Source organism: Dyella sp. 01N36, assembly GCF_056399745.1.
This window is the reverse complement of the sequence record NZ_JBFTRY010000018.1, coordinates 13,191-35,756: the sequence shown is the minus strand read 5'-3', so window position 1 is coordinate 35,756 and position 22,566 is coordinate 13,191. Positions and strand designations below refer to the sequence as shown.

At 63.7% G+C, this 22,566-nt stretch carries 17 protein-coding genes; 6 read left to right on the top strand and 11 right to left on the bottom strand.

Annotation, left to right across the window (positions count from 1 at the left end; translation table 11 throughout):
• Window positions 1-24: 24 nt before the first annotated feature.
• Together AC1DMG_RS06525 and AC1DMG_RS06520 are read right to left on the bottom strand one after the other, a co-directional pair.
• Entirely contained in the window at window positions 25-978 is a 954-nt protein-coding gene (locus AC1DMG_RS06525; RefSeq protein ID WP_477176411.1) for a LysM peptidoglycan-binding domain-containing protein, read from the bottom strand.
• Window positions 975-1,841 carry a PP2C family protein-serine/threonine phosphatase gene (locus AC1DMG_RS06520; protein WP_477176412.1) on the bottom strand — a complete coding sequence of 289 codons (867 nt, stop codon included), beginning with the start codon at window positions 1,839-1,841 and terminating at the stop codon, window positions 975-977. The genes AC1DMG_RS06525 and AC1DMG_RS06520 overlap by 4 nt, the downstream gene beginning before the upstream one ends.
• A gap of 335 nt (window positions 1,842-2,176) precedes the next feature.
• Between AC1DMG_RS06520 and AC1DMG_RS06515 the strand changes: the two genes are divergently transcribed.
• The gene (locus tag AC1DMG_RS06515; protein WP_477176413.1) at window positions 2,177-2,770 is read left to right on the top strand and encodes a TMEM175 family protein; all 594 of its coding nucleotides are present in this window, start codon (window positions 2,177-2,179) and stop codon (window positions 2,768-2,770) included.
• 71 nt (window positions 2,771-2,841) lie between these two features.
• Here AC1DMG_RS06515 and AC1DMG_RS06510 read toward each other — a convergent pair whose 3' ends face one another.
• The 9 genes from AC1DMG_RS06510 to AC1DMG_RS06470 form a co-directional block, all read right to left on the bottom strand.
• Window positions 2,842-3,687 (bottom strand): sulfotransferase family protein, encoded by an 846-nt coding sequence (locus AC1DMG_RS06510; RefSeq protein ID WP_477176414.1) that lies wholly within the window; start codon window positions 3,685-3,687, stop codon window positions 2,842-2,844.
• Window positions 3,688-3,737: 50 nt separating this feature from the next.
• Complete coding sequence (locus AC1DMG_RS06505; protein WP_441603614.1) at window positions 3,738-4,745, bottom strand: LacI family DNA-binding transcriptional regulator; 1,008 nt, start codon at window positions 4,743-4,745, stop codon at window positions 3,738-3,740.
• A 16-nt stretch (window positions 4,746-4,761) separates the two neighbouring features.
• The gene (locus AC1DMG_RS06500) at window positions 4,762-7,470 is read right to left on the bottom strand and encodes a glycosyl hydrolase 2 galactose-binding domain-containing protein (RefSeq protein WP_477176415.1); all 2,709 of its coding nucleotides are present in this window, start codon (window positions 7,468-7,470) and stop codon (window positions 4,762-4,764) included.
• Window positions 7,471-7,474: 4 nt separating this feature from the next.
• Window positions 7,475-8,863 (bottom strand): APC family permease, encoded by a 1,389-nt coding sequence (locus tag AC1DMG_RS06495; protein WP_477180323.1) that lies wholly within the window; start codon window positions 8,861-8,863, stop codon window positions 7,475-7,477.
• A gap of 140 nt (window positions 8,864-9,003) precedes the next feature.
• Window positions 9,004-12,207 carry a TonB-dependent receptor gene (locus AC1DMG_RS06490; protein WP_477176417.1) on the bottom strand — a complete coding sequence of 1,068 codons (3,204 nt, stop codon included), beginning with the start codon at window positions 12,205-12,207 and terminating at the stop codon, window positions 9,004-9,006.
• Window positions 12,208-12,397: 190 nt separating this feature from the next.
• A complete protein-coding gene (locus AC1DMG_RS06485) occupies window positions 12,398-14,734 on the bottom strand; it encodes a beta-N-acetylhexosaminidase (RefSeq protein ID WP_477180322.1) in 2,337 nt (778 codons plus the stop codon).
• Window positions 14,731-15,786: a glucokinase gene (locus tag AC1DMG_RS06480; RefSeq protein WP_477176419.1), complete on the bottom strand. Its 1,056-nt coding sequence runs from the start codon at window positions 15,784-15,786 to the stop codon at window positions 14,731-14,733. Before AC1DMG_RS06480 ends, AC1DMG_RS06485 begins: the two co-directional genes overlap by 4 nt.
• A gap of 199 nt (window positions 15,787-15,985) precedes the next feature.
• Window positions 15,986-16,435 carry a MarR family winged helix-turn-helix transcriptional regulator gene (locus AC1DMG_RS06475; protein WP_441603620.1) on the bottom strand — a complete coding sequence of 150 codons (450 nt, stop codon included), beginning with the start codon at window positions 16,433-16,435 and terminating at the stop codon, window positions 15,986-15,988.
• Entirely contained in the window at window positions 16,432-17,874 is a 1,443-nt protein-coding gene (locus tag AC1DMG_RS06470; RefSeq protein WP_477176420.1) for an MFS transporter, read from the bottom strand. Before AC1DMG_RS06470 ends, AC1DMG_RS06475 begins: the two co-directional genes overlap by 4 nt.
• 112 nt (window positions 17,875-17,986) lie before the next feature.
• Between AC1DMG_RS06470 and AC1DMG_RS06465 the strand changes: the two genes are divergently transcribed.
• The 5 genes from AC1DMG_RS06465 (at window position 17,987) to tal (ending at window position 22,517) form a co-directional block, all read left to right on the top strand.
• Window positions 17,987-18,625, top strand: coding sequence for a TetR/AcrR family transcriptional regulator (locus AC1DMG_RS06465; protein WP_477176421.1), 639 nt, complete (start codon window positions 17,987-17,989; stop codon window positions 18,623-18,625).
• Window positions 18,626-18,691: 66 nt separating this feature from the next.
• A complete protein-coding gene (locus AC1DMG_RS06460) occupies window positions 18,692-19,177 on the top strand; it encodes a RidA family protein (protein WP_477176422.1) in 486 nt (161 codons plus the stop codon).
• Window positions 19,178-19,317: 140 nt separating this feature from the next.
• Window positions 19,318-20,709, top strand: coding sequence for a glucose-6-phosphate dehydrogenase (gene zwf / locus AC1DMG_RS06455; RefSeq protein ID WP_477180321.1), 1,392 nt, complete (start codon window positions 19,318-19,320; stop codon window positions 20,707-20,709).
• Entirely contained in the window at window positions 20,703-21,431 is a 729-nt protein-coding gene (locus tag AC1DMG_RS06450; protein WP_477176424.1) for an HAD family hydrolase, read from the top strand. The genes zwf and AC1DMG_RS06450 overlap by 7 nt, the downstream gene beginning before the upstream one ends.
• Before the next feature lie 3 nt (window positions 21,432-21,434).
• The gene (tal, locus tag AC1DMG_RS06445) at window positions 21,435-22,517 is read left to right on the top strand and encodes a transaldolase (protein ID WP_477178123.1); all 1,083 of its coding nucleotides are present in this window, start codon (window positions 21,435-21,437) and stop codon (window positions 22,515-22,517) included.
• The last annotated feature ends 49 nt before the right edge of the window (window positions 22,518-22,566 follow it).

The window sequence follows — 22,566 nt, the reverse complement described above, 5'->3', positions numbered from 1 at the left end:
ACCCACGCGGCGGGGAGGCGCGCGTTACAGCTGCTTGAGGCGATGCTGCAGTTCAACGGCTCTCGCCCGGTAGATCACGGCGCGCTCGTAGTTGGGGTCAATCGCGAGGACGCGGTCCCACAAGGCAATCGCCTGGTCGAGCTTCTGGTCGCGATACAGCACTACCGCGCGCTCGTGATAGGAGCTGACCAATTGCTCTCTCAGCGCCTGGTTTCCTGCGGGCTTCAAATGCGGGTCGATGGTCAGCGCCTGGTCCAGTCGCGTCAATGCCTGAGCGTTCTTTCCCTGCTGCGACAAGGCCACACTTTCCAGTTGCAGGCGTTGCGCCTTGGAGGCAGGCGACTCGCCTGCGGGTGCAGCTTCGGTGGTGGCGACCGGCGCGGTGGGCGCCGCGCTGCGACTGGGCGTATTGGTTTTGGCCGGCGCCGTATCCGAAGACCACGAGGCCCGCAACGGCGATTGGGGCAGGCGGATGGTCTCACCCGCGTGCAACGACGAGGGATTGGTCGACCCGTTATAGCGAGCCAGCAGCAGGAATAGATCGGAATCCCCCAGGCTGCGAGCGGCCAATGTGCCGTAAGAGTCCCCGGCTTGCACGACGTACGGGCGCGACTGTTTACCAAGGGCCGTGTTCGGATCGACCGTGAGCTGCCGCAACAGGATTTGTGCCGTGTGGTCGGTCGGGTATTTCGCCAGATACTGCCGCAAGCTCTGCTCGCCTTCCGCGTAGCGACCGCGCAGAAAGTAAGTATTGGTTATGGCATTCAACGAAAGCGACTCGTTGTCGCCGGTTGCAGCCTCGTGATTGGCCGTCGGCGACGCGGCGCCGCTGCTGCTGTTGGCGGAGCTGCTCGCTTTGGACCGGAGGTTGCCGATCTGGGCGCAACCGGTCATGGCAAGCAGGGCCATGCAAAGCGCTACCTGCAGCGTACGCCAAAGCATCGGGTGCATGGTTTCAGTCGATCGAGCCAGGCTCATGTTTCGCTATCTCTGGTTGCGGTCTGCTCAGCGGCTCGCTGCCCAAAGGCGACGGTACGCTGCATCGCAGACCAAAGTTTGTTCCGGTACCGCCGCAAGCGGCCTTCACCGCTTGCGTGGGCGAAAATCAGGGCGACGTTGTCGCCGTCGCGGCCGCCGCGCTCAACCGCCGTGGCCAAGGCTTCCTTCAAGGCCTCATGCTGGTCACGCCGCTGCGAGAGGGATGCCAGCTCCTCGGTCGTGAGTTGCTCCCATACCCCATCGCTGCAAAGGACAAAAGTCTGATCGCCGTCCAGCTCAGCGAAGCCGTGTTCGACGACCGGAGGTTGCGGCCCTCCCAGTCCACGCAGGAGTTTATGCTGGTCGGGATCGTTGGCCAGCTCGCCTTCGGTCAGTTCCCCGCGTTGCAATTTCAGTTGCCCGAGGCTGTGGTCTTCGGTGCGACCGATCAGACGCGTTCCCCGAAAGCGATAAAGGCGACTGTCGCCGACGTGTGCCCACGAGACCCGGCTGGCGCGAATGAGCGCCGCGACGATGGTGGAATGCGGTTGCGCGGCTGCGAGATGTTCGCCGTGCTGCTGCAGTTGGGTATGCGCTTCCTGGCAAAGCGTCTCGAGAAAGAGCGATCCCGGCAGGGAGCGCCAGGCACCTTGCTCCCACAGGCGAAGAGTCGCCTGGATCACGCCATGGGAGGCCAGTTCGCCCGCGCCATCGCCACCCATGCCATCGGCCAGCACCAACAGCCAGGTGGACGATGCCGAATCGTGAAGGCAGATAAGGTCATCTTCCTGGGTTGCCCTTCCGCCTTGAGCGCGGCCACCCGCGGCCCGCGGAATCGCGTGAAAGTCGACCGTCGTGTTCATCGCCCATCCCCCCGACCTCTGAGCGCAGTCCTGCGAGCTGAAACCTTACGGGACTTTTGCCGCTGAAAATTTGCGTTTGGTCCCGTTGCCATAAGCCCGATCGTGACCTTGGCTAAACCTTAAGCTGCCTTGGGCTGCCAGGCCAATCGGACATAAGGGGGATTGGGTCATGCCAGGGAGCGTTTCGGGCGCTTCGTCGACCTCGGGCAGACCTGCCAGGCGAGCTTGCTGAGCAGTGGGCGCTGCATGCAACCTTATAGGGCCCGCCTGCAACCCGAAGCGGGGTCGGCAGCTGAAACGGCAGTGGCCACACCAACCCGTCGCTGGGTGACATCATGACCAAGAGCAAAGAACGGCTGGCGCGCTTTTATGCGCTTTCCGACGGCATTTTTGCCGTCATCATCACGGTGATGGTTCTGGCGTTCAAGGCGCCCGCCGGTCACGATCTTCCCGCATTGATCAGCCTGTGGCCCGATCTGGTCAGTTACGCGGTGAGCTATGCCTTCATTGCCGTCGTCTGGTTGAATCATCATGCGACGCTTCGTTACGCGCAGTATCTGACGGGCACCCTGGCCCTGGCGAACTTCGCCAATCTGTTTGCGATTTCCTTCATTCCCTTTACCACCGCCTGGCTGGCCGAAAGCGAGATGGCGTCATTCCCGCTGACGCTCTACGCCCTGGTGTTTTTTCTGGTGCAGGGCACGTACATGGTGTTGATGCGGGAAAGTTTTTCTCACCTGCCGGACGGCATCGATCCGCGATCGCAACGATGGCAGTGGTACAGGGCGTGGATCATGTTGGCCGTGTTTTTGATAGCCGCCCTGGTAACCATTATTCCGCCGCTGTTGCGGCTCGGCTTGTTGGCGTCCTTCCTCATCCTGTACTGCCGTCCTGATGCGTTCCAGCGCGCCGACGCCGCCGCGCCCTGAGCGATTGACCTCTCGCAGCAACGACAAAGGCCGCGCAAGCGGCCTTTGTTCGTGGGGTCGCTGTCGCCCAGTTACACAATGGTCACCTGGTTGACGTTGTTTTTCGGATCCATCCAGAAGGCCTCATTGGCGAAGCGTCCGAAGATCTCGCGCGGCAGGATGGGCTGGCGTTCCACCGATTCCACTTTCGGACGGACGGAATGCAGGCCGGGCATGCCGACGCGGGCGTCGAATTCGTCGGCGTTGTACTGGATGTGGTCGAAGTCGTGTTCGAACCAGGGTTCGCCGAGGAATTGATAGACCGCGCGCACGGCGGCGGCGGGGTCGCGCACCAGGCTTTCGTAGGTCAGCAGCATCAGGTGGTCGTGCGCGTATTCGCCGTAGAAAGCCTCCTTGGTGGCCTGGTAGGCGAAGCCGACCATGCCGCGCGGATCAGTCAAGGCTTCGACGCGCGAGTACACGGTGGTGTTGGTGTCGAAACGGAACACTTTGCTGACACTGACCGGTTGGCGGCGCACCAGCCGCTCCATGCTGTCCAGCACCCAGGCCAGCTGGCGCACGCAGGCGACGACCTTCACGCCTGGGAACAGCGTGTTGAGCAGTTGCATGCGGCTGCACCACAGCCGGCTGGTGTCGAACACCACCTCGGCGCCGCCTTCAACCGAGTAGAAGTTCTCGACCAGCCCGCGCAATACCGCAACGCGCTGCTCGTCGGAGACATCGAAGGAGAAATCGTTCTTGCTGCTCGCCTCGGCGATCACCACGCCCATGATGTCGGCCAGCGGGCTGGTCATGCCGGCGCGAAAACGCGGGTTCTGATTGAGGATGGCGGCCAGCAGGGTGGTGCCGGCGCGCGGCAACCCGGAAATGAATTGGAACTTCCGCGGCGGGTTGCTGGCGTCTGGCGTAGCTGGCATGCGGGTGATCCTCTCGATCGTTGGCCTGGTTCTGCTGGATAGTGCCCGATTCAGGGCGCGCGCGCCGTCGACGCGCGCATGCGCATCTCGTAGCCGACTTCGACCATGCGGGCTTCTCCCTTGCCCAGTACACGCAGCAGCAGCTCCTCAGTGGCGCGCTTGCCCATGTCGCGTACGGGTTGGTGGACCGTGGTCAGCAGCGGCCACACCTGTGTCGCGATCGTGGTGTCGTCGAAGCCGCAGATGGAGATATCGCCGGGCACCGACACCCCGGCCTCCGCCGCGGCCCAGATCGCACCAACGGCCATGTCATCGTCGGCCGCGAAAATGGCGGTGGGCCGATGCTTGAGCTTGAGCAGTCGGCGAGCTGCAGCCACGCCGGACTCGAAGGAAAACTGGCCCTGCACCATATACGCCGGGTTCTCCTCCAGGCCTGCGCGCTTCATGCCATCGCGGAAGCCGGCGAGGCGCCAGATGCCTGCGCCGTGCTTGGGATCGCCGATGATGTGTGCGATGCGACGATGGCCCAGGGCCACCAGGTGATCCACCATCGCCGCCGCCGCTTCACGCTCGCGCAGCATCACGCCGATGCAGCCCTTGGGTTGCCGCGGCGCGATCGAGGCAAACGGCAGGTCGTGCTTGCGCAGATGGTCGAGCAGCTTTGCATGATCGGTGATGGGCGGCGTCAGGATCAGCCCATCGGGTTGGTGCCGCGAAAGAATGCTCTCGACGCGCTCGACGAAATCGGGCGCCGTCGACACCAGCGGCTGCACCATCATGCTGTATTGCCGTGCCTCGCAGGCCTCCAGCACGCCGGCCTGGACTTCCATGATGTAGCTCGGCGACAAGTTGTCGTAGAGCAGGCCGATCATGAATGAGCGATTCGTCGCCAGGCTGCGTGCCGAGGTGAGCGGCCGGTAGTTGAGTTCGGCGACGGCGGCGAGCACGCGGTCGCGTACCGAATCGCGCACATTCGGCTCGTTGTTCAGCACGCGCGATACGGTCTTCTTCGACGTGTCCGAGGCACGGGCGACGTCGTTGATGGTCACACGCGACATGAAAGCCTTTGCGTCTTCAATGAACTGCTCCCTGCGTGATGGCAGCCGGAACGCTTTGAGCGGGAACGTTCCATCCACTCACTTCGACCACCGGTACGACAGTTTCCTGCGATGCATAGCGCGCGGTCAGCACGATCGACTCGCCGGGCCAGAGCGTGACGTCATTGTCATTCCAGCGTATCGGCAGCGCAAGATCGCCATGCGCGCCACGCCGGATCGACACGTGCTGGAACAGCGCCACGGCCTTGGACGATGCAGGCACCGACAGGGTGATCGTGGTGACCTCGTCCTTGCCGTCGCGCGTGGTGGTGGCGTGGATCTCGCTGGTCGCGGCCGGCAAGGACTGCAGTGCGGTCAGATCCCCATACTGCGTCAGCGGGGTGAGATACCAGTTCGATTTCGCCCAGTCGAGTACGTCCGCCCGGGTGGACAGCCAGTAGACATTGCGGCTCACCGGCTTGCCGTCGGCAGCGGCAAGTTCGAGCTCGATGAAGTAGGTGGGAGAGAGGTTGGCGATCGCGGGCAGTGTCGCCAGCTGGTGCGTGTGATTCCCCGCCAGGTCGATGTCTTGCAGGTGCTTCTCGAAGCGCACGCTGCCATCCAGGTTGCGTAAGCGGATGTTCGCCTGCAGTCCGTGGACATCATCCAGCGTCTGATTCACCAGCACGATGGCCTTGGAGTCGTACGAATACTGGATATGCACCAGCTCGTTGGCCTTCTTGGCGCCGAAATACGCGCCGGCGGGATTCATGTAGTAGTCGTACAGATGCCAGTGCAGTGAAGGCCACGCGTTGTTGAGCATCCAGTAGATGACGCCGGTCGATGGATTGGCGGCATCCATGTGCGCGTTGAACGCTTCGAACTGGGCACGCACGTTGTCGTAGTTGTCGAGCTGGGCCTTGGCAACATAGTCGGCAAGACTCGTGGGCGCGCCGTACCGCTTGGCCAGCGCGTTGTCGAACGGCGTGAGCACGGCGAACGTCGACCAGTCCGCGGAGGCGTGGTATTGCCTCTGCTCCGGATATTTCCACAGCGCCTCCTGCTCCTGCGGCGACAGCATGCGCTGCACGTCTTCCAGTCGCGGGATATCGGCACCCGCGCTGACTTCCGAATCGAAGCCGAACGCGCCGCCCAATTTGTCGGCGTACCAATACGACGGCGGTATCCAGTCGTACGGGCCGGCCATCTTCAGGCCGGACGGACCAGCATCGGCGGTGCCCTGCGGGACGGCCGCCGAGATGATGGGCAAGGACCAATCCGCCGCGCGCAGCGTGTCGACATACATCTTGGCGATCGGCGGCGGGGGCGCATTGTCGCTGCCGATCAGGAAGCCGATCACCGAGGGATGGTTGCGCAGCAGGCGTGCCTCGCTGGCCATGGAGTCTTCCGCCACTTTCATATCAGCGGCCGTCCAGGGCGAGCCGCCGGTCTTGGCGGCCGATTCCCATTTGTCGCAGCACTCCCAGCCAGCGAGTATCAAGATGCCGTGCTGGTCGGCGAGATCGTAGAAACGCTGGTTCTCCAGCTTGCCTTCGCTGCGGATGGTGTTGAGGCCAAGATTGAGCACATAGTTGAACTCGGCCTCCATGCGCGCGGGGTCGTCGCGCAGAAACATGTCCGGGGCCCAGCCGCCGCCGCGGATCAGCAGGGGTTTGCCATTGATGAAGAACTGGCGATAACCCTGCTTGGTCAGGTTGGAACTGACGCTGCGTATGCCGAAACTTGCCGTGGCGCGGTCGGAGGTTGCGCCATCGACGGCGGCGCTCATCTCCAGTTGGTAAAGCGGATGGTCGCCCATGCCGACGGGCCACCAGATCTTCGGGTGATCCAGTGCGAGTCCCGGCGTGGTGCTGGACGAGAGTGATACGTCCTGCGTTTGTCCCGGCGCGAGATGCACGGTCTGCTGGATGGGAATGCCAGCCACGGTGCCGGTAATCGTCGCGTCATGCGCCGCCGTATCGAGGTTCTTCGCGCTGACTTTCACGGCCAGCGTGGCGTGCGCCAGATCGGGCGAAAGCGTCGATTGCACGTGCGGAGAGCTCAACGCGACGGGTCCGGTCTGCGCGATATCCACGCCGCGCCAGGGCCCCATGTTGTTGTCCGGCGGGGTGGGGTTCCAGTCCACCCAGCCGATCGACAGGCTCGTTCTCGGATCGGCCGGGTGCACGCGCATGGCGAGCACGTTGGCGCCGGCGTGGACCCAGCGCGTCACGTCGAAGTCGTGCACGGGATAGGCACCGGCGAGCTCGGCGTGGTCGACCACCTGATGCCCGTTCACCCACAGGTCGGCGCTCGCGATGATGCCGTTGGTATGCAGCATCGTGTGCTTTTGACCCAGGTCCTTGGACAGCGTGAACTGCGTGCGATACCACCACGGCGTCACGAACAGGTTGCCACTGGAATCGGGCACCTGCACCGCGCGCATGTTGTCGCTGTAGAAGACATCGTTCTTGAACGTGTGGTTCTCGAGCAAGCCGGCCATGACGGTCGCGCGGCCGCTCACCGGGTACCACTCCTTGGTGGAGTAACCCGCCAAGGAGATCTCGGCGCCCGCTTGCTGCGCCTTCGCGCTGTCCTGGATTTGCCAGTGAGCGATTGAAGTGACGGACCCCGCATCGGCGGCGACCGTGGTGGGGACGTAGGTCGCCTGGGCGTGTACCACCGAGGCGGCCGATGCCGCCATCGCGACCATCATCCACAGCGTGTGCCTGGCTGGAGTTTGCATGACGTCAGGGTTTCCCAAGATAGGTTTCGCGTATTTCCACCGGCGCAAATGGCCAGGATTGATTGAGTCGCGCCCAGATCGCAAACACCACCAGGCCGGCGACGATCCACACGCCGGAGAGGATCAGCGAAAGAGTGGAGGCAGAGAGGTACACATAGATCCACCCGAACTGCGCGATGATGCAGGGCACGGGATAGAGCCATTGCTTGTACGGGCGTTCGAGATTTGGCTGGCGCTTGCGCAGCACGATCAGCGCGGCGATCTGCGCGAAGGACTGCACAATGATGATCGCAGTCAGCAGCATATTGATGACCTCGGTGAGGTCGAAGAACGTGCCGATCGCCGTGACCACGCCCATCGTCAGGAGCGCGACGTGCGGGAAGCCGTGTTTTGCATGCAGTCGTGCGAACACGGACAGGAACACCTTGTCCCGCGCCGMCTCGAACGGCACGCGTGAGCCGCCGAGCAGGCCGGTGAATACCGAGGCAAACGCAGTCACGATGATCAGTACGGTCATCACGGCGGCGGCCAGATGGCCCCAGCTGCGTTCCACCACCAGCGAGGCCACCGACTTGGACTGCGCGATCTCCTGCCACGGCGCCACGCCAAGCACGCTGATATTGAGCAGCAGGTAGACCACCATCATCGCGATCACCGAGATGATGATGGAGCGGGGCATGGTGCGGCCCGGATCGCGCAACTCATCGCCGATATAGGCGGTGGTGTTGTAGCCCAGATAATCGTAGATGCCGATGATCAGTCCCGCGCCCAGGCCCACGAAGAAGTGGCCGCCGAACGCATCGGCAGGGAAGTCGAACGCGTAACTCGCATGGAAGTGCGAGAAGCCCGCCGCGGTCACGCCGACCACCGACACCAGCATGATCACCCACAGCGCGATGGTGATCGCACGCACCGACTCGATGCGGCGATAGAGCATCCACGTGACCAGCGCGGTGGCTGCCACGCCGATCAGATGCACCGGCCACCAGCCCAGGTTTGGAAAGAAGAAGCCCAGATATTCCGCCATGCCGATGATGCCGGTGGACATCAACAAGGGAATGGCCAGCAGCATGGTCCAGATAAACAGGAACGGCATCAGTTTGCCGGTGCGGTACTGGAACGCCTCGCGCAGGTAGACATAGGTGCCGCCGGAACCGGGCATGGCGGCGCCGAGTTCGGCCCACACCAGCCCATCGGCCATCGCCAGGATGGCGCCGACGATCCAGCCAATGATGGCCTGCGGGCCGCCCATGGTGGCGACCATGATGGGAATGGTGATGAACGGCCCGATGCCGCACATCTGGGTCATGTTGATTGCCGTTCCCGAGAACACGCCGATGGAGCGATGGAAGGCGTTGTCGCGAACGGACTTGGGCGCGCTGGAATCCTGCATGCTTGCCTTGTGGAAACGGAGTGACGAACGGGGCGTCGGTGAAGCCACCCGGAAGAACGAACCTGTAGCTATGGCATGAAGCCCTGCAGCGATCCCACTCCCGCGAGGGCAGGAGTGGGATCGTCRTCATGCCGCTTCCCTTACCACTGGCCTCGCACGCCCAGCATGAAACTGCGCTCGGAGAACGTCGAGTGGCCGGGCTGGTCGGGCCACACCAGGTAGTACTTCTGATACTCGTTGGTGAGGTTGGTACCGTCCAGGAACACTTCGGCGTACTTGCTGAACTTGTACGAGATCGATGCATCCAGGTACTTCTGTGGCGCCTCGTACATTTCCAGGCCGGTGATGCCGCCCACGCTGTCCATCACCGCGCGCCGCGAACGGTAGTTGTAGGCAAGGCGCGCCTGGAAATGCTCGTCCTGATACCACAGGATGAAGTTGCCAGACTTGGTGGAGTTGTCCTGGAACGGGATCTTCTTGCCGGCCAGATCCGTTTCGCCCGAGTTGCTGGGCGCATACGTGGCATTGATTTCCATACCCGTCTTCGACAGGAAGCTCGGCAGGAAGGTGAAGCCCTGGCGGTAGTCGAACTCGGCGCCGTGGATGGAGTTGCCCGTACCCTGCACTGGCTGGGTGATCACGATGCAGTGATCGCGCACCACGCCGTCTTCGTCGGGCAGCGTACAGTTGGTCACGCTGCCGTTCTTGATGAAGCTGTCCACGTTGATGCGGAACAGCGCCAGGCTGAGCATGCTGGTTTCGTTGATGTAGTACTCGGCCGAGGCACCAAAGTTGGTCGAACGCCATGGGTTGAGGTTCGGGTTGCCCGTGGACGTGCCGTTGGCTACGCGGAAGATTGGTCCTTGCGGCGTTTCTGCCAGCGAGTAGTTGAGCTGAAGGCCACCGCCCCAGGTGCTCAGGTCCAGCGGCATCATGTTCTTGGAGTAGGCCAGTCGAACCTTGAAGCTGTCGGTCACGTCCAGCGCGAAGTTGGCCGAGGGCAGCACGTCCTGGTAGCTGCGCTTGGTCGTCGCCGTTCCCACATCTTCCGGTTCGTCGCCGTAGGCGCCCGGGTCGCCGCTGAGGTGCTGGGTCACATCGAGGTTGGTGTGGATCAGGCGCACGCCGATGTTGCCGCTGTATGGCATGTCCCAGATCGTGCCGTTGAAATCGCCCTGCAGGTAGCCCGACAGCTCCTTCAGGCGCACGGCCCAGGTGGTGCCGGGCTCAGCCACCTGCTGGGTGCCCGGATAGAGCGAGTTCCAGTAGGCAATGGGGTTGACCATCGCATTGGGGTCGATCGCCCAGAAGTTGATGCCCGAGCCGAGCAGGTTGTTGTACTGCTTGAAGTTGTTGGCCAGCGGCGCGGCGGTGTTGGGCATCGAGATGGCCGACAGCGGTCCGGCGCGGAAATAACCCTGGTCATTGCCGGCGGTACACGAGCCGCTGTTCAACACCACGTCGGCGCCGACGTAACGCACCAGGCATCCCGCGGGATCGCTGGCGCCCATGCCGGCGTAGACCGGCGCCTCCAGCGTCCAGCCTTCGTTGTCGGCGCTGCGGATGCTGTTGCGGATGCCGAATTCCAGTTTGAAGCCGTCCTGGAAATCGTACTTGCCGTCGAAGCGCAAGGCGTTGAGGGCGACCTTTCGGTTGTAGTCGCCCGACGATTCGAGGGTCTTCATCGTCCAGTCGGCAGGGTTGGCAAAGTTGGCGGCCAGCGACGGCGGCACATCGATCTTGATATAGCGGCCATTGAAGTTGGCGATGATCGGTATGGTGTTTTGCGGAATCCCGTTGGCGTTGAACACGCGGTTGCCGCCCAACTGCGCGGGATAGACCATGGTGCCCGGAGGCACCGAGTCGGGATCCACGCCGTCCATCAACACGTTGGGCCAGAGCGCGCCGTCGGAGTCGGAGATATTGACGTCCGATTCCTGGAACGACTGCGAGGCCGTGTCGCGGATACCGCGCACGCTCGCCGTAAACGGGCCGCCGTTGTCGTAATCCAGCTGCAGGTTCAGGTTTCTTGCAACGGAACTCTTCTGGATGATCTGCGAGTAAGACTCCACGTCACCGGGCCACTTTTCGTACTGCTGGGTGGTGTAGTACTGCGAACCTTCCCAGCCCGGTTCCGGCGTGCCGTACGAGCCCAGCGCGGGTGCTCCGGTATTGCGCGACTGCAGCGGAACGTACGTGGCGCCCTGCCAGTTGGTGGAGTTGAACTGGATGCCGACGTTGCGGTCGTACTCGCGCTGCGACGAATAGAAGTAGTCGGCGGTGCCGGTGAAGCCGCTGCCGAAGTCAAACTGGAACGACGCGTTGCCCGACTTGCGCTTGCGCTGGGTGATGATGTCGTTGAGGCCGATGTCCTGGCTGCCCATGAATACGCCGTTGGACTTCCCGTCGCCGTTGACGTCCACGCTGCCGTCGGCGTTCTGCACGATCTTGGACGGAATCGGTGCCCCGTTCCACGGCGTCAGGAAGCCGTTGTAGCCGCCGGCACTGGCGGCGTTCTCGCCGTTGAGCACCACGCCGTACTGGTCCAGGCCTTCGGTGGCATTCATGCGGCGCGTGTTGGAGAAGTCGCCGGAGATCAGCAGGCCCCAGTGACCGTCGTCGTTGTACGAAATGAGGCCGTTGGCTTCAGGCCCCGTGTGTTGGGTGGTGCTGCCGCGTTCGCCATTGGCCGAATAGCTGTAAGTAAAGCCGCTGGGGAGATCCCACGGCCGGTACGTATGCAGATCGATGGCGCCGCTGATGCCGCCGTCGGTGGTGCTGGCCGTCGGGGATTTGATCACGTCCACGCCGTGGAACAAGGTCGACGGCAGCATGGTGAAGTCAGGCTGCTGCGAGTCGATCTGGTCGGCTGTAATGAATACTTCGCCGTTCAACATGGTGCCGACCTGCGGCAGGCCGCGCACGTCCACTGAGGTACCCACGCCCGCATCGCGGTTGATCTGCACGCCGGTGACGCGCTGCAGCGAGTCGGTGATGGTGGTGTCGGGCAGGGCGCCGATGTTCTCCGCGGTGATGCTGTCCTGAATGTTCGCGGCATCGCGTTTCAGGTCGATCGCGCGCATCTGCGAGGCACGTACGCCTGACACATTCACGGCCGACAGGTTGACCGCGTTCTTCTGCGCGTCAGTGCCGTCGGCTTTCCTGGCGTCGGTTTTCTTGGCGTCAGGCGACGGCGGCGGCGTCTGCGTGGTCGTGGTCTGCGCAGCCTGGCCGTCCTGCTGGAGATCGACGAAGGTCGAGGCTGCAGCTGACGTCGACACGACGGCGAACAGCGACACGGTGATGGCAAATGACAATGGATGTTTGCGAAGTACGGTGGACATGGGCGTTGACCTCGTTGGTGTTGCCTGTCGAACCTCGGTTGCTCCGTGGTATTTCAAAATGCGCGTAGCCCGGCGGTGCCTGCGGGTACGCACGCCGTCGTGATGCCATCTTTCGTTGTCCCCGACTTTGGCTCCCCAGCCAAAGCCAATGCTCAGTGCTACTGCACGGGGCGCATGCCCCGCTTACTGCTCACTTCGAAAACGCGATACGCGCCAGCGCCCACTGTCCATCGCGTGGATCGCCGGTGGCGAAAACGCATACGTTGCGAACRCCGGCCCCCGCCGGCGTGGCAAGTGGTGCTTCAAGTCGAATTTGCCCCGTTGGCTGCGCCGCGCTCTGCAGCGGCAGGCGAGCCAACAGCGGACCCGTGCACGTGTCGGCATGGATCTCGATTTCACCCGCGGCGCTGATCTTCTGGCGCATCACCGCGTCTTTGGCCTCATCGCCGAAACGCCAGCTGATGCGCTCGACGATGAGCGAGACCTGCTTGGCGCCAGCCAGCGGCGCTTGTGGCCATAGCCAGCACGCGTTGCCGATATCGACGGAATAGACCGGCCTTGTTCCCTGCGTCGGCTTGCTGCCGTCGAGGCGCGAGGCGGGCTGCCTGGAACAGGTCGCGAGCGCGCTGCCATCGCGGCTCAGCAGGGTGGATGCATCGAGCGCCTGTGTGCGCGGCGTGGCAAGTTCGAAGCCGTCCGCTGCAAAGGTCGCGGCGCGCAGGTTCGTGTTTGCCGGCAACGTGAGTGGTTGCGCATAGGCTGCGGATTGAGCGGTCGGGTCGGAGCCGTCCGTCGTGTAACGGATGGTGCCGAACTGCACCTGATTGGACAGCTCGACACGGAATGCGCCGTTGGCCGCGGCGGTCACCTGGAAAGCAGGTGCAAATGCGCTGTCGGCATACGCAATGCCGAGCGCGCGATAACGCGCCAGTTCTGCCGGCAGGCGCTGCAGAAAGCTGTTCCAGTCGTGCGTGCTTGCGGGCGACCAGCCCAGTTCCGCCAACGCGGCGATGCGCGGGAAGATGGCATGTTGGTCGTGGGCGAAGGTGGGCATCTGCTCAGCCCACAGGCTCACCTGCACACCGATGATGCGCTTCGCCTCAGTCGCGCTCGCGCCCTTAGGAATCACGATCGTGTCATAGGCCTGCCGCAACGTTGCTGCGGGAGGCGGACCCGGCCATTCATCAGGCAGATCGGATTGAACATGGTYGAGGTACAGCGATTCCTGCGGCGTCATGATCACGTTGTGACCTTGCCGGATGGCCGTAAGCGCCACGCGTTCGTTGTGATCGCCATGCCATGACATCACCACTTCCGAGGCCGGCAGCTTCTCGCCGGTGGCCAGCTGGTCATCCCAGCCCACCGGCGTGCGCCCGTGCTCGACCAGATGCGCGGCGACCTGCTGGATAAACCAGCCCTGCAGCTGGTCCATGTTCGCCAGGCCCAGCTTGTGCATCTGCGCGCGCACTTCGGGCGATGCGTTCCACTGCTGCTTGTCCGCTTCGTCGCCACCGATGGAGATGTAGCGCGAAGGGAACAGCTGCATGACCTCGTCGAGCACGTCATCGACAAACTGCAGGGTCTTTGCATCGGGCTTGAGCAGCCACGGGCTGACGCCCCAGTCGGTCCACACTTCAGGTCGCTTGCCGGTGACGCCCAGCCACGGATAGGTCGCGACGGCTGCCTGCGAATGGCCGGGAAGATCGATTTCAGGCACCACATCGACAAAGCGCTCGGCGGCGTAGCGCACGATCTCGCGCGCCTGTTCTTGCGTGTAGTAGCCGCAATAAGGCTTTTCGGGGGAGCCGGTCAGTTCGCTGTCCAGGCCCACCGCCTTGCGGCAGGCGCCGATCTTGGTGAGCTCGGGATACTTGGTGATTTCCAGGCGCCAGCCCTGGTCTTCGGTGAGGTGCCACAGCAACACGTTCAACTTATGCAGCGACATCCAGTCGATCAGCTGCTTGATCTCGGCCACGCTCTGGTAGTGCCGCCCCGAGTCGAGCAGCAGTGCGCGCCAGGCGAAGCGCGGGTGATCGTCGATCACGCCGCTGGCCACTTTGACCGGGGCGCCACGCGCCCATCCCGATGGCGTCAGCAATTGGCCCAGGGTGACACTGCCGTAAAATGCGCCGCGCGCCGTTCGTGACGTGACCACGATGCCGCCGTCGTCCACGGTGATGCGGTAACCGGATTCGTCGGCAACATCGGCATGCGGATTCACATCGAATGCGATGGCGGGATGCGGTGCGTCCGACGTCGCCATGCGCAGGTGCAATCCGTTGGTTGCGGCCACCTGTTGCAGGAAGCGATCGGCGATGGACTGCACTTGTTGCCGTTCTTCACCGCGCACCAGCACCACGGCACCATCGGCGATGTCCACCGCGCCCGAGCCTGCAGGGCTGGCCTTCGCCGGCTGCGGCAACAATGACCAGCTGGGAACCACAGGCGCGGCGATGGCCGCGCTCGTTGCCGCCATCCATGCGATGGCCAGGCAGCAGAGGATGTTCGCTGTCGCAACGCGGCTCATGCGCCACCACCTGTCGCAGCCTGCCGTGGAGCTGCGGCGTCCGACATGCCACGCCTGAGGTACCACTGGGCCGCGCCATGCACGCCATGGTGGCCGTGCTCGGTGACCCACACCGGTACTTGCGACAGCAGCGCACGCGCACTGCGGCCGTGCAGGAATCGTTGCTCGAACGCGCTGCGCTTGAGCAGCTCGAAGATGGACGACAGGAAGCCGCCGGCCAGATACACGCCGCCGCTGGCCATGAAGGCCATCGCCAGATTGCCGGCAAAACTGCCCAGCGAGGCACAGAAAATCTCCACCGCCTCCACCGCTTGTGCGTCGCTGTGCGCAAGCGCCGCGGTGGTGATGGCCTCGGGTGCAGCCAGCGTCGGCGCCACGCCGTCCAAGGTGCACAAGGCGACGTAGAGCGACAGCAGGCCCGGGCCAGACACGATGTGTTCAAACGGCACATAGCCGCCTTCTGGCGCCAGCGTCGCGAGCACCTCGCGCTCGCGCACCGCGTTCGGCGCGAAATCCATCTGGCCGGCTTCCGTCGCCAGCACCAGGCCGCCGGCCGGGCCGGGAACATGCACCGCCGCGCCAAGGCCGGTGCCCGGTCCGATCACCAAGGTCGTTCCGCTGGCGTGCGCGTCGGGCCCGCACAGATGGCGGCCGCCTTCGGCGAGCGAACCATCGAGCGCATAGGCCAGGGCTTCGAAGTCGTTGAGTACGGCCACCTCGTCCAGGCCCAGCGCCTGATGCAGCTGGGCCAGGTGGATGGGCCAGGGCAGGTTGTCGTTGACCACCTCGTTGCCCATGATCTGGCCCGCGCAAGCGAGCACGCAGTGCTTGACCGGGGCATGCACCTCGGCGTCGACAAAGGCTTGCAGCAGGTCTGACAGCACGGGGAAGTCGGCGCAGGCATACACGCGGTAAGCGAGCGTCTCCACCCCGCGAATGCCGCCCGGACCGGCGCGCATCAGCGCAACACGCGCATGCGTGCCGCCGATATCGGCCGCCAGAAACGGCACCGCCGGTGTCCCCGCCAGTCGATCCGTATGCTCGTTTGCCACGTCCAGCCGCCCCTCGCAGTGGAACTGTTATCAGCCTGTAACGTAATTGACACCGGTGTCAAGCGGTGGCGCAGCATGGTGGGAAAAATGCCTGGAGGCATGCTGGAGGGGTGGGAAACGGCGTTGCTGGCGCGGCACGCAGGGAGTTGGCGGGACGCGGCGGAGGGTTGATGCGCTCAGCCGGACTAGCTGAAAAACGCTAGCTTTCGCTGCGATTGAGCCGTTCCAGAATGCGCCGCAAATGGGCCAGGTCAGTCTTGGAAAGTTGCTGGAATCCCGCGGGAGCATCATCCTGCACGGTGCGGTTGACCAGTTCCACAACCTGTTTTCCGGCGCGCGTGATCGACACCAGTTTTGCCCGGCGATTCTCGGGGTGAGGGTGGCGTTCGACGAGGCCGCGATCTTCCAGATCGTTCACCGCCACGGTTGCGGCCGGCGCATCCATGCCGGTGTCATCCGCGATCTGGCGCAAGGTCATCGGAGCATCCACCAGCCGCCACAGGATGCGGATGCGGCTGAAAGGGAGTCCGCTGATCTCGCTCACCTTGCGGCGCCACTCGCCACGCACGCCGCGCGTTTCCCACACCATGCCAACCATCAGCTGCCAGACGGCGTCGGCTTCGGTAGGGCTGTTGGTGGGTCGGATCATGCAGCGGCTCCGGCAGGGGCTTCTTCCAGCAAGTGGGCCGCGTGGCGCGTCGTGTCGTGCGCCCAGCGCGTGTTCGACAGCCAGGCCAGAAGCAGCACGGTGAAACCCGCACCCGTGATCAGCCACCAGAAGGGATGCGTGGCCTCGGCGAAGCCCTGGTGCACATGCATGCCCAGAATCGTACCGGCGAGTGCCACGCCCAGCGATGCGCCCACCTGCCGGCTGGTGGAGGCCACCGCCGCAGCGAGACCGGCCTGCGCCTTGGGCATGCCGGACACGGCCGTGTTGGTGATGGGCGCATTGACCATGCCGAAGCCGATGCCAAAGATCACATAGGTCAACAACAACACCGCTATCGGCGTGGTGGCGGTGAGCTGCGTCATCATCAGCGCACTGATCACGGTGGCCGCGCCGGAAACGAGCAGTGAGGGACGCGTGCCATACGTGCCCACCAGCCGGCCGGACAGCGGAGAGCACAGTACTGTCGCCAGCGCGAGCGGCAGGGTGCACAAGCCGGTATGGAAGGCCGATAGTCCACGCACTTCCTGCAGGTAGAGCGCATTGAGAAACAGGAAGCCGGAGAACGCGGAAAAACTGCATACGGCGATCAAGGTGGCGCTGCTGAAAGGCGCACTGCGAAAGAAGCGCACGTCGATCAGCGGTTCGTGGCGTCGCGGTTCGTAGACCAACAAGGCGATCAGCGACAACGCGGCCGCGGCGAACAGGCCAACGATGGTGGTTGAGCCCCAACCCTCATGCGGGCCTTCGATCACGGCATAAGTCACCGTGGCCAGGATGGTGAACACCAGCAGCTGTCCCACCGGATCGACGCGACGCGGACGAGGCGCCCTGGATTCCGGGATATAGCGCGACGCCAGCACCATCGCCGCGGCGCCCACCGGCAGGTTCACCCAGAAGATCGAGCGCCAGCCAATGGTTTCCGTAAGCGCGCCACCGATCACCGGACCCAGTGCCATCGAGATGCCGGCAACCGCACCCCAGATGCCGATGGCGCGTGCGCGCGCCTTGGGTTCGTGGAAGGTATTGGCGATGATCGACATGGCGACCGGATTGAGCATCGTCGCGCCCAGGGCCTGCACGATGCGAAACGCGACCAGGCCGTGGATATCCGGCGCAACACTGCACAGCAGCGAGCCGAGCACGAACAGCGCCATGCCCGACTGGAATACGCGACGACGACCGAAGCGATCGGCCATCGAGCCCGCCAGCATCAGCAGACTGGCCACCACCATGGTGTAGGCATCGATCACCCATTGCAGACCCGAGACCGACGCGCCCAGGTCGCGCCGGATCGCGGGCAGGGCGACGTTCACGATGGTGGCGTCCATCGCCACCATCAGCAGGCTGAGGCAACAGATGGCGAGGATCAGGTTGGGGTGGGTCTGCGCACGCCGTGCGTCGTTGATGGTTGTATTCATGCAACTATTGTGAGTTAACAATGGTTGACGGTCAATCCAGGGTTTTTGCCGGTGCTTGCGTTTGCTTCATCAGGTGATCAAGATATTCATCAATAGATGAATTAGGTGCCTTATGGCCAAGCCGAAGGCCTCAGCGCGCGGTGCGGGACGCCCCAGGGTGGACAACCCGGAATTGCGCGAACACCTGCTGGATGTCGCGTTGAAAAGCTTTGCCGCCGCCGGCGTGACGGCGACGTCCGTGCGTTCCATCGCCGCCGATGCCGGCGTCAACGCGGCCTTGCTCAGCTACTACTTCGGCAGCAAGGCCGAGGTGGTCGAGGCCGTATTCGATGAGCGCATCGCCCCGGTGTTGTCGCAGTTTTTCCTGCATCTGTTTGGGGTAGAGGGCGATATCCAGCAATTCGCGGCCGCCTTCGTGACCGGCATCGGCGAACTGGTCGAGGCCCATCCCTGGTATCCCGCGCTCTGGGTGCGGGAAGTCCTCTGCGAGGGCGGTGCGCTGCGCGAGTTGGCGGTGGCCCGATTGTCGGCGGCAGCACCACTGGTCACCACGCGTTTTGTCGACGCGCAGCGCGATGGCGAGCTCAATCCCGCGCTCGATCCCACCGAGATGGTGATGACGCTGCTGGGCCTGACCCTGGTTCCGGCAGCAGGCGCGCCATTGTGGCAGGCGACCTCCGGCGCGCCTGCGGCTTCCACGGCGCGGCGCACCCAGCATGTGCTGTCGTTGCTGCAGCGAGGGTTGTCCTGAGGCGGATCGTGCATTCGTTATAGGATCGGATGCTTCAGCTGATACGGCACCGTCACAGAGAACGCCATGAGCGAGATCGAAGATCGTCTGGCCAGCTTGGGCCTGAGCCTGCCGCCGCCGTTTGAAGTGCCGAGCGGCCTGAGCCTGCCGTTCCAGTTCGTGCAGGTGCACGGCACGCGCGTGCTGATTTCCGGCCACGGTCCGCAAGGCGCGGATGGTCAGATGACGGGCCCATTCGGCAAGCTGGGCAGCGAGCTTTCGGTGAGTGAGGGCTATCAGGCGGCGCGACTGGTGGCGCTCTCCATCCTGGCCAGTCTCAAACGCAGCATCGGCGATCTGGACCGCGTCCAGCAGTGGCATCGGGTGCTTGGCATGGTCAACTCCGCGCCCGGATTCATCCAGCAGCCGCAGGTCATCAATGGCTTCTCCGACCTGATCCTCGCCTTGTATGGAGCGGAGCGTGGCGCGCATACGCGCAGCGCCGTCGGCATGGCCGAGCTTCCGTTCAATATCCCGGTGGAAATCGAGGGTGAGCTATCGCTGCATCCTTGAGGCGCAAGAACCCGCGGGCGACATCACATCAATCGCATGTCGTCCATGCCTGAATTTAACGCGCCGTGCGTCAGGGTGGGGATCCTGCCCAGGGCGCCGACCGCCGTGGGCTCCTGAGGCTTTGGGAGTCGGCAAGTCACATGAGTGGTTCGCGTTCGGATGCGTTCGTATTTTTTGGTGCCACGGGCGACCTCGCTTACAAGATGATCTTTCCGGCGCTGCAGGCGCTGGTCCAGGCGGGCGAAATGGAGATGCCCATCATCGGCGTGGCGTATGGACACTACACGCTGGAGCAATTGCGCGACCGCGCAAAAGACAGCTTGCAGCAGCACGGCCACTTCGACGCAGCGGCGTTCGAAAAGCTTTCGGCCAGGCTGCAATACATCGACGGCGACTACCAGGACCCATCGACGTACGCCCGCCTGAAGCAGGCCTTGGGCGAGGCCATGCACCCGATTCATTACATGGCGATACCGCCAACCATGTTCGATACCGTAGTGCAGGGCCTGGCGAGCTCAGGCTGCGCCGAGAATGCGCGCATCGTCATCGAGAAGCCGTTCGGCCGCGACCTGGCTTCGGCCAGACGATTGAACCTGACGCTGCATGAGGTCTTTCCCGAAGCCAGCATCTTTCGGATCGATCACTACCTGGGCAAGGAGGCGGTGCAGAATCTGCTGTACTTCCGCTTTGCCAATGCCTTCCTGGAGCCGGTGTGGAATCGCACGTACATCGACAACGTGCAGATCACCATGGCGGAGAACTTCGGCATCCAGGGGCGCGGCAGTTTCTATGACGAAGCCGGTGCCTTGCGCGACGTCGTGCAGAACCATCTGCTGCAGGTGACCGCGCTGCTGGCGATGGAAGCGCCGGTGGGGCACGAGGCGGCTGCGATGCGCTCGGAGAAGCAGCGGCTCTTTCAGGCGATGCGGCCGCTCGATCCTGCCCAGGTGGTGCGCGGCCAGTTCCGCGGCTATCGCGACGAAAAGGGCGTGGCAGCCGACTCTCAGGTGGAAACCTACGCGGCGCTGCGCCTGCATATCGATACCTGGCGCTGGTCGGGCGTGCCGTTCTATATCCGCGCCGGCAAGTGCCTGCCGGTGACGGCGTGCGAAGTCATGGTCACCTTGAAGCAGCCGCCGCTGGCCGTGTTCGACGGCTCGCCCGTGCAGAACTCCAACTACTTCCGCTTTCGGCTCAGCCCCGACGTCGTCATCTCCACCGGTGCCCGCGTGAAGCGGGCCGGCGAAGCGATGCGCGGCGAACCGGTCGAGCTGGTCGCGCGCCATCGCTCAGTGCACGAGCAATCGGCCTACCAGCGCCTGCTGGGTGACGCAATGCGCGGCGACGGCTCGCAGTTCACCAGCGATGCCAGCGTGGAGGCGGCATGGGCCGTCGTCGATCCCGTGCTAGATCACACCGACCCGGTGCACGAATATGCGCCCGGCAGCTGGGGCCCGACCGCAGCCAATACGCTGACCGCCGACGACGGCGGTTGGCACGATCCCAAACCGGAGGAAACACGTCCGTGCTGACTGCTACATCACTGGTGTTCTTGCTTGACGTCGACAACACCTTGCTCGACAACGACGGCTTTGCCGCCGATCTCACCGCACGGCTCGATCGCGATTTTGGCGCGATGGAGCGCGAGCGCTATTGGTCCATCTACAACAAGCTGCGCGACGAGCTCGGCTTTGCCGATTATCTGGGCGCGCTGCAGCAATTCCGGCTGGGCCATGAGTACCACCCGGGCTTGGTGCCGCTCTCCAACTTCCTGCTCGACTATCCGTTCGCCGAGAAGGTGTTTCCCGGCGCGCTGGACGCACTCGCACACCTGGGCACCCTGGGCTCGACAGTGATCCTGTCCGATGGCGACATCGTCTTCCAGCCACGCAAGATCGCGCACTCCGGCCTGGGGGCGGCGGTGGAGGGCAGGGTGCTGGTGTATGTGCACAAGGAGCGCATGACTGAAGCCATCCAGCGCGCGTTTCCGGCCACGCACTACGTGATGGTCGACGACAAGCCGCAGTTGCTGGCGGCGATGAAGCGCATTTTTGGCGCGCATATCACCACCATCTTCGTGAACCAGGGGCATTACGCGCGCGAAGCGGAGCATCTGGTGATCGATCCCATGCCCGACAAGACCGTGATGCACATTGCCGATCTGGTCAGCCTGACCTCGTCCGATTTTCCCGTGGGCGAGCCCGCCGGCCAGGCCCGTCTTGAACAGGCGCCGCACGCCGCAGCACCGGACTGAATCATGAAAGCCACCGCACAACTGCACGCCCTCGGTCAGAGCCTCTGGCTGGACAACATCACCCGCGACATCCTCGACAACGGTACCTTGCGCCGCTACATCGACGAGTTGTCAGTCACCGGTCTTACCTCCAATCCCTCGATCTTCAATGCCGCGATCGGCGATGGCGATGCCTACGACGACGGCATACGCGAGAAGGCACGCAACGGTGCAGCTGGCGAAGGCCTGTTCGTCGAGTTGGCGCTGGAAGATCTTCGTCGCGCCGCGGATCTGTTCCAGCCCGTGTTCCAGTCCAGCCAGCATGTCGATGGCTGGGTCTCGATGGAGGTGTCGCCCTTGCTGGCCTTCGACACGCAGGCCAGCATCCAGGCGGCGCGTGACATCTTCAAGAAGGCCGATCGGCCCAATCTGTTCGTGAAGATACCGGGCACGCCGGAAGGCATCCCGGCGATCGAGGAAGCGATCTTTGCAGGCATACCGATCAACGTGACCTTGCTGTTCTCGCGCGATCAATACCTGGCTGCGGCCGAGGCTTATCTGCGCGGCATCGAGCGTCGCATCGATGCGGGGCTGGATCCTCATGTCGGCTCCGTTGCCTCGCTGTTCGTGAGCCGCTGGGATGTCGCAGTCAAGGACAAAGTCCCGCAGGATTTGCGTAACACGCTGGGTATTGCGGTCGGCAAGCAGACCTATCGCGCCTATCGCGAGTTGCTCGCCTCACCGCGTTGGCAGGCACTCTCCAAAGCGGGCGCCCGTCCGCAGCGTCTGTTGTGGGCGAGTACGGGAACCAAGGATCCCAGCGTGTCCGACACGCTCTACATCGAGGCACTGGCAGCACCGGATACGGTCGACACCATGCCCGAGAAAACCCTGTGGGCCTTCGCCACGCATGGCGCAGTGACGGGCGTGTTGCCCGAGGATGGCGGGGACGCGGACGTCATTCTCAAGCGTTTTGCCGATGTCGGTATCGATCTCGACGCGCTGGCAAAACAGCTGCAGCAGGAAGGCGCGGCGGCCTTCGTGACGTCGTGGAAGCAATTGCTCCAGCGCATCACCGACAAGAGCGCACAGTTGGCCAAGGCATAGTCCACGCGCTGTTTCAGCAGTCTGGTACGCACTCCCACAGGTGACCCGC

Excerpts from the sequence above, each read along its gene's own strand:
- AC1DMG_RS06525 (WP_477176411.1), bottom strand. The coding sequence starts at position 978 with ATGAGCCTGGCTCGATCGACTGAAACCATGCACCCGATGCTTTGGCGT.
- AC1DMG_RS06520 (WP_477176412.1), bottom strand. The coding sequence starts at position 1,841 with ATGAACACGACGGTCGACTTTCACGCGATTCCGCGGGCCGCGGGTGGC.
- AC1DMG_RS06515 (WP_477176413.1), top strand. The coding sequence starts at position 2,177 with ATGACCAAGAGCAAAGAACGGCTGGCGCGCTTTTATGCGCTTTCCGAC.
- AC1DMG_RS06510 (WP_477176414.1), bottom strand. The coding sequence starts at position 3,687 with ATGCCAGCTACGCCAGACGCCAGCAACCCGCCGCGGAAGTTCCAATTC.
- AC1DMG_RS06505 (WP_441603614.1), bottom strand. The coding sequence starts at position 4,745 with ATGTCGCGTGTGACCATCAACGACGTCGCCCGTGCCTCGGACACGTCG.
- AC1DMG_RS06500 (WP_477176415.1), bottom strand. The coding sequence starts at position 7,470 with ATGCAAACTCCAGCCAGGCACACGCTGTGGATGATGGTCGCGATGGCG.
- AC1DMG_RS06490 (WP_477176417.1), bottom strand. The coding sequence starts at position 12,207 with ATGTCCACCGTACTTCGCAAACATCCATTGTCATTTGCCATCACCGTG.
- AC1DMG_RS06475 (WP_441603620.1), bottom strand. The coding sequence starts at position 16,435 with ATGATCCGACCCACCAACAGCCCTACCGAAGCCGACGCCGTCTGGCAG.
- AC1DMG_RS06470 (WP_477176420.1), bottom strand. The coding sequence starts at position 17,874 with ATGAATACAACCATCAACGACGCACGGCGTGCGCAGACCCACCCCAAC.
- AC1DMG_RS06465 (WP_477176421.1), top strand. The coding sequence starts at position 17,987 with ATGGCCAAGCCGAAGGCCTCAGCGCGCGGTGCGGGACGCCCCAGGGTG.
- AC1DMG_RS06460 (WP_477176422.1), top strand. The coding sequence starts at position 18,692 with ATGAGCGAGATCGAAGATCGTCTGGCCAGCTTGGGCCTGAGCCTGCCG.
- zwf (WP_477180321.1), top strand. The coding sequence starts at position 19,318 with ATGAGTGGTTCGCGTTCGGATGCGTTCGTATTTTTTGGTGCCACGGGC.
- tal (WP_477178123.1), top strand. The coding sequence starts at position 21,435 with ATGAAAGCCACCGCACAACTGCACGCCCTCGGTCAGAGCCTCTGGCTG.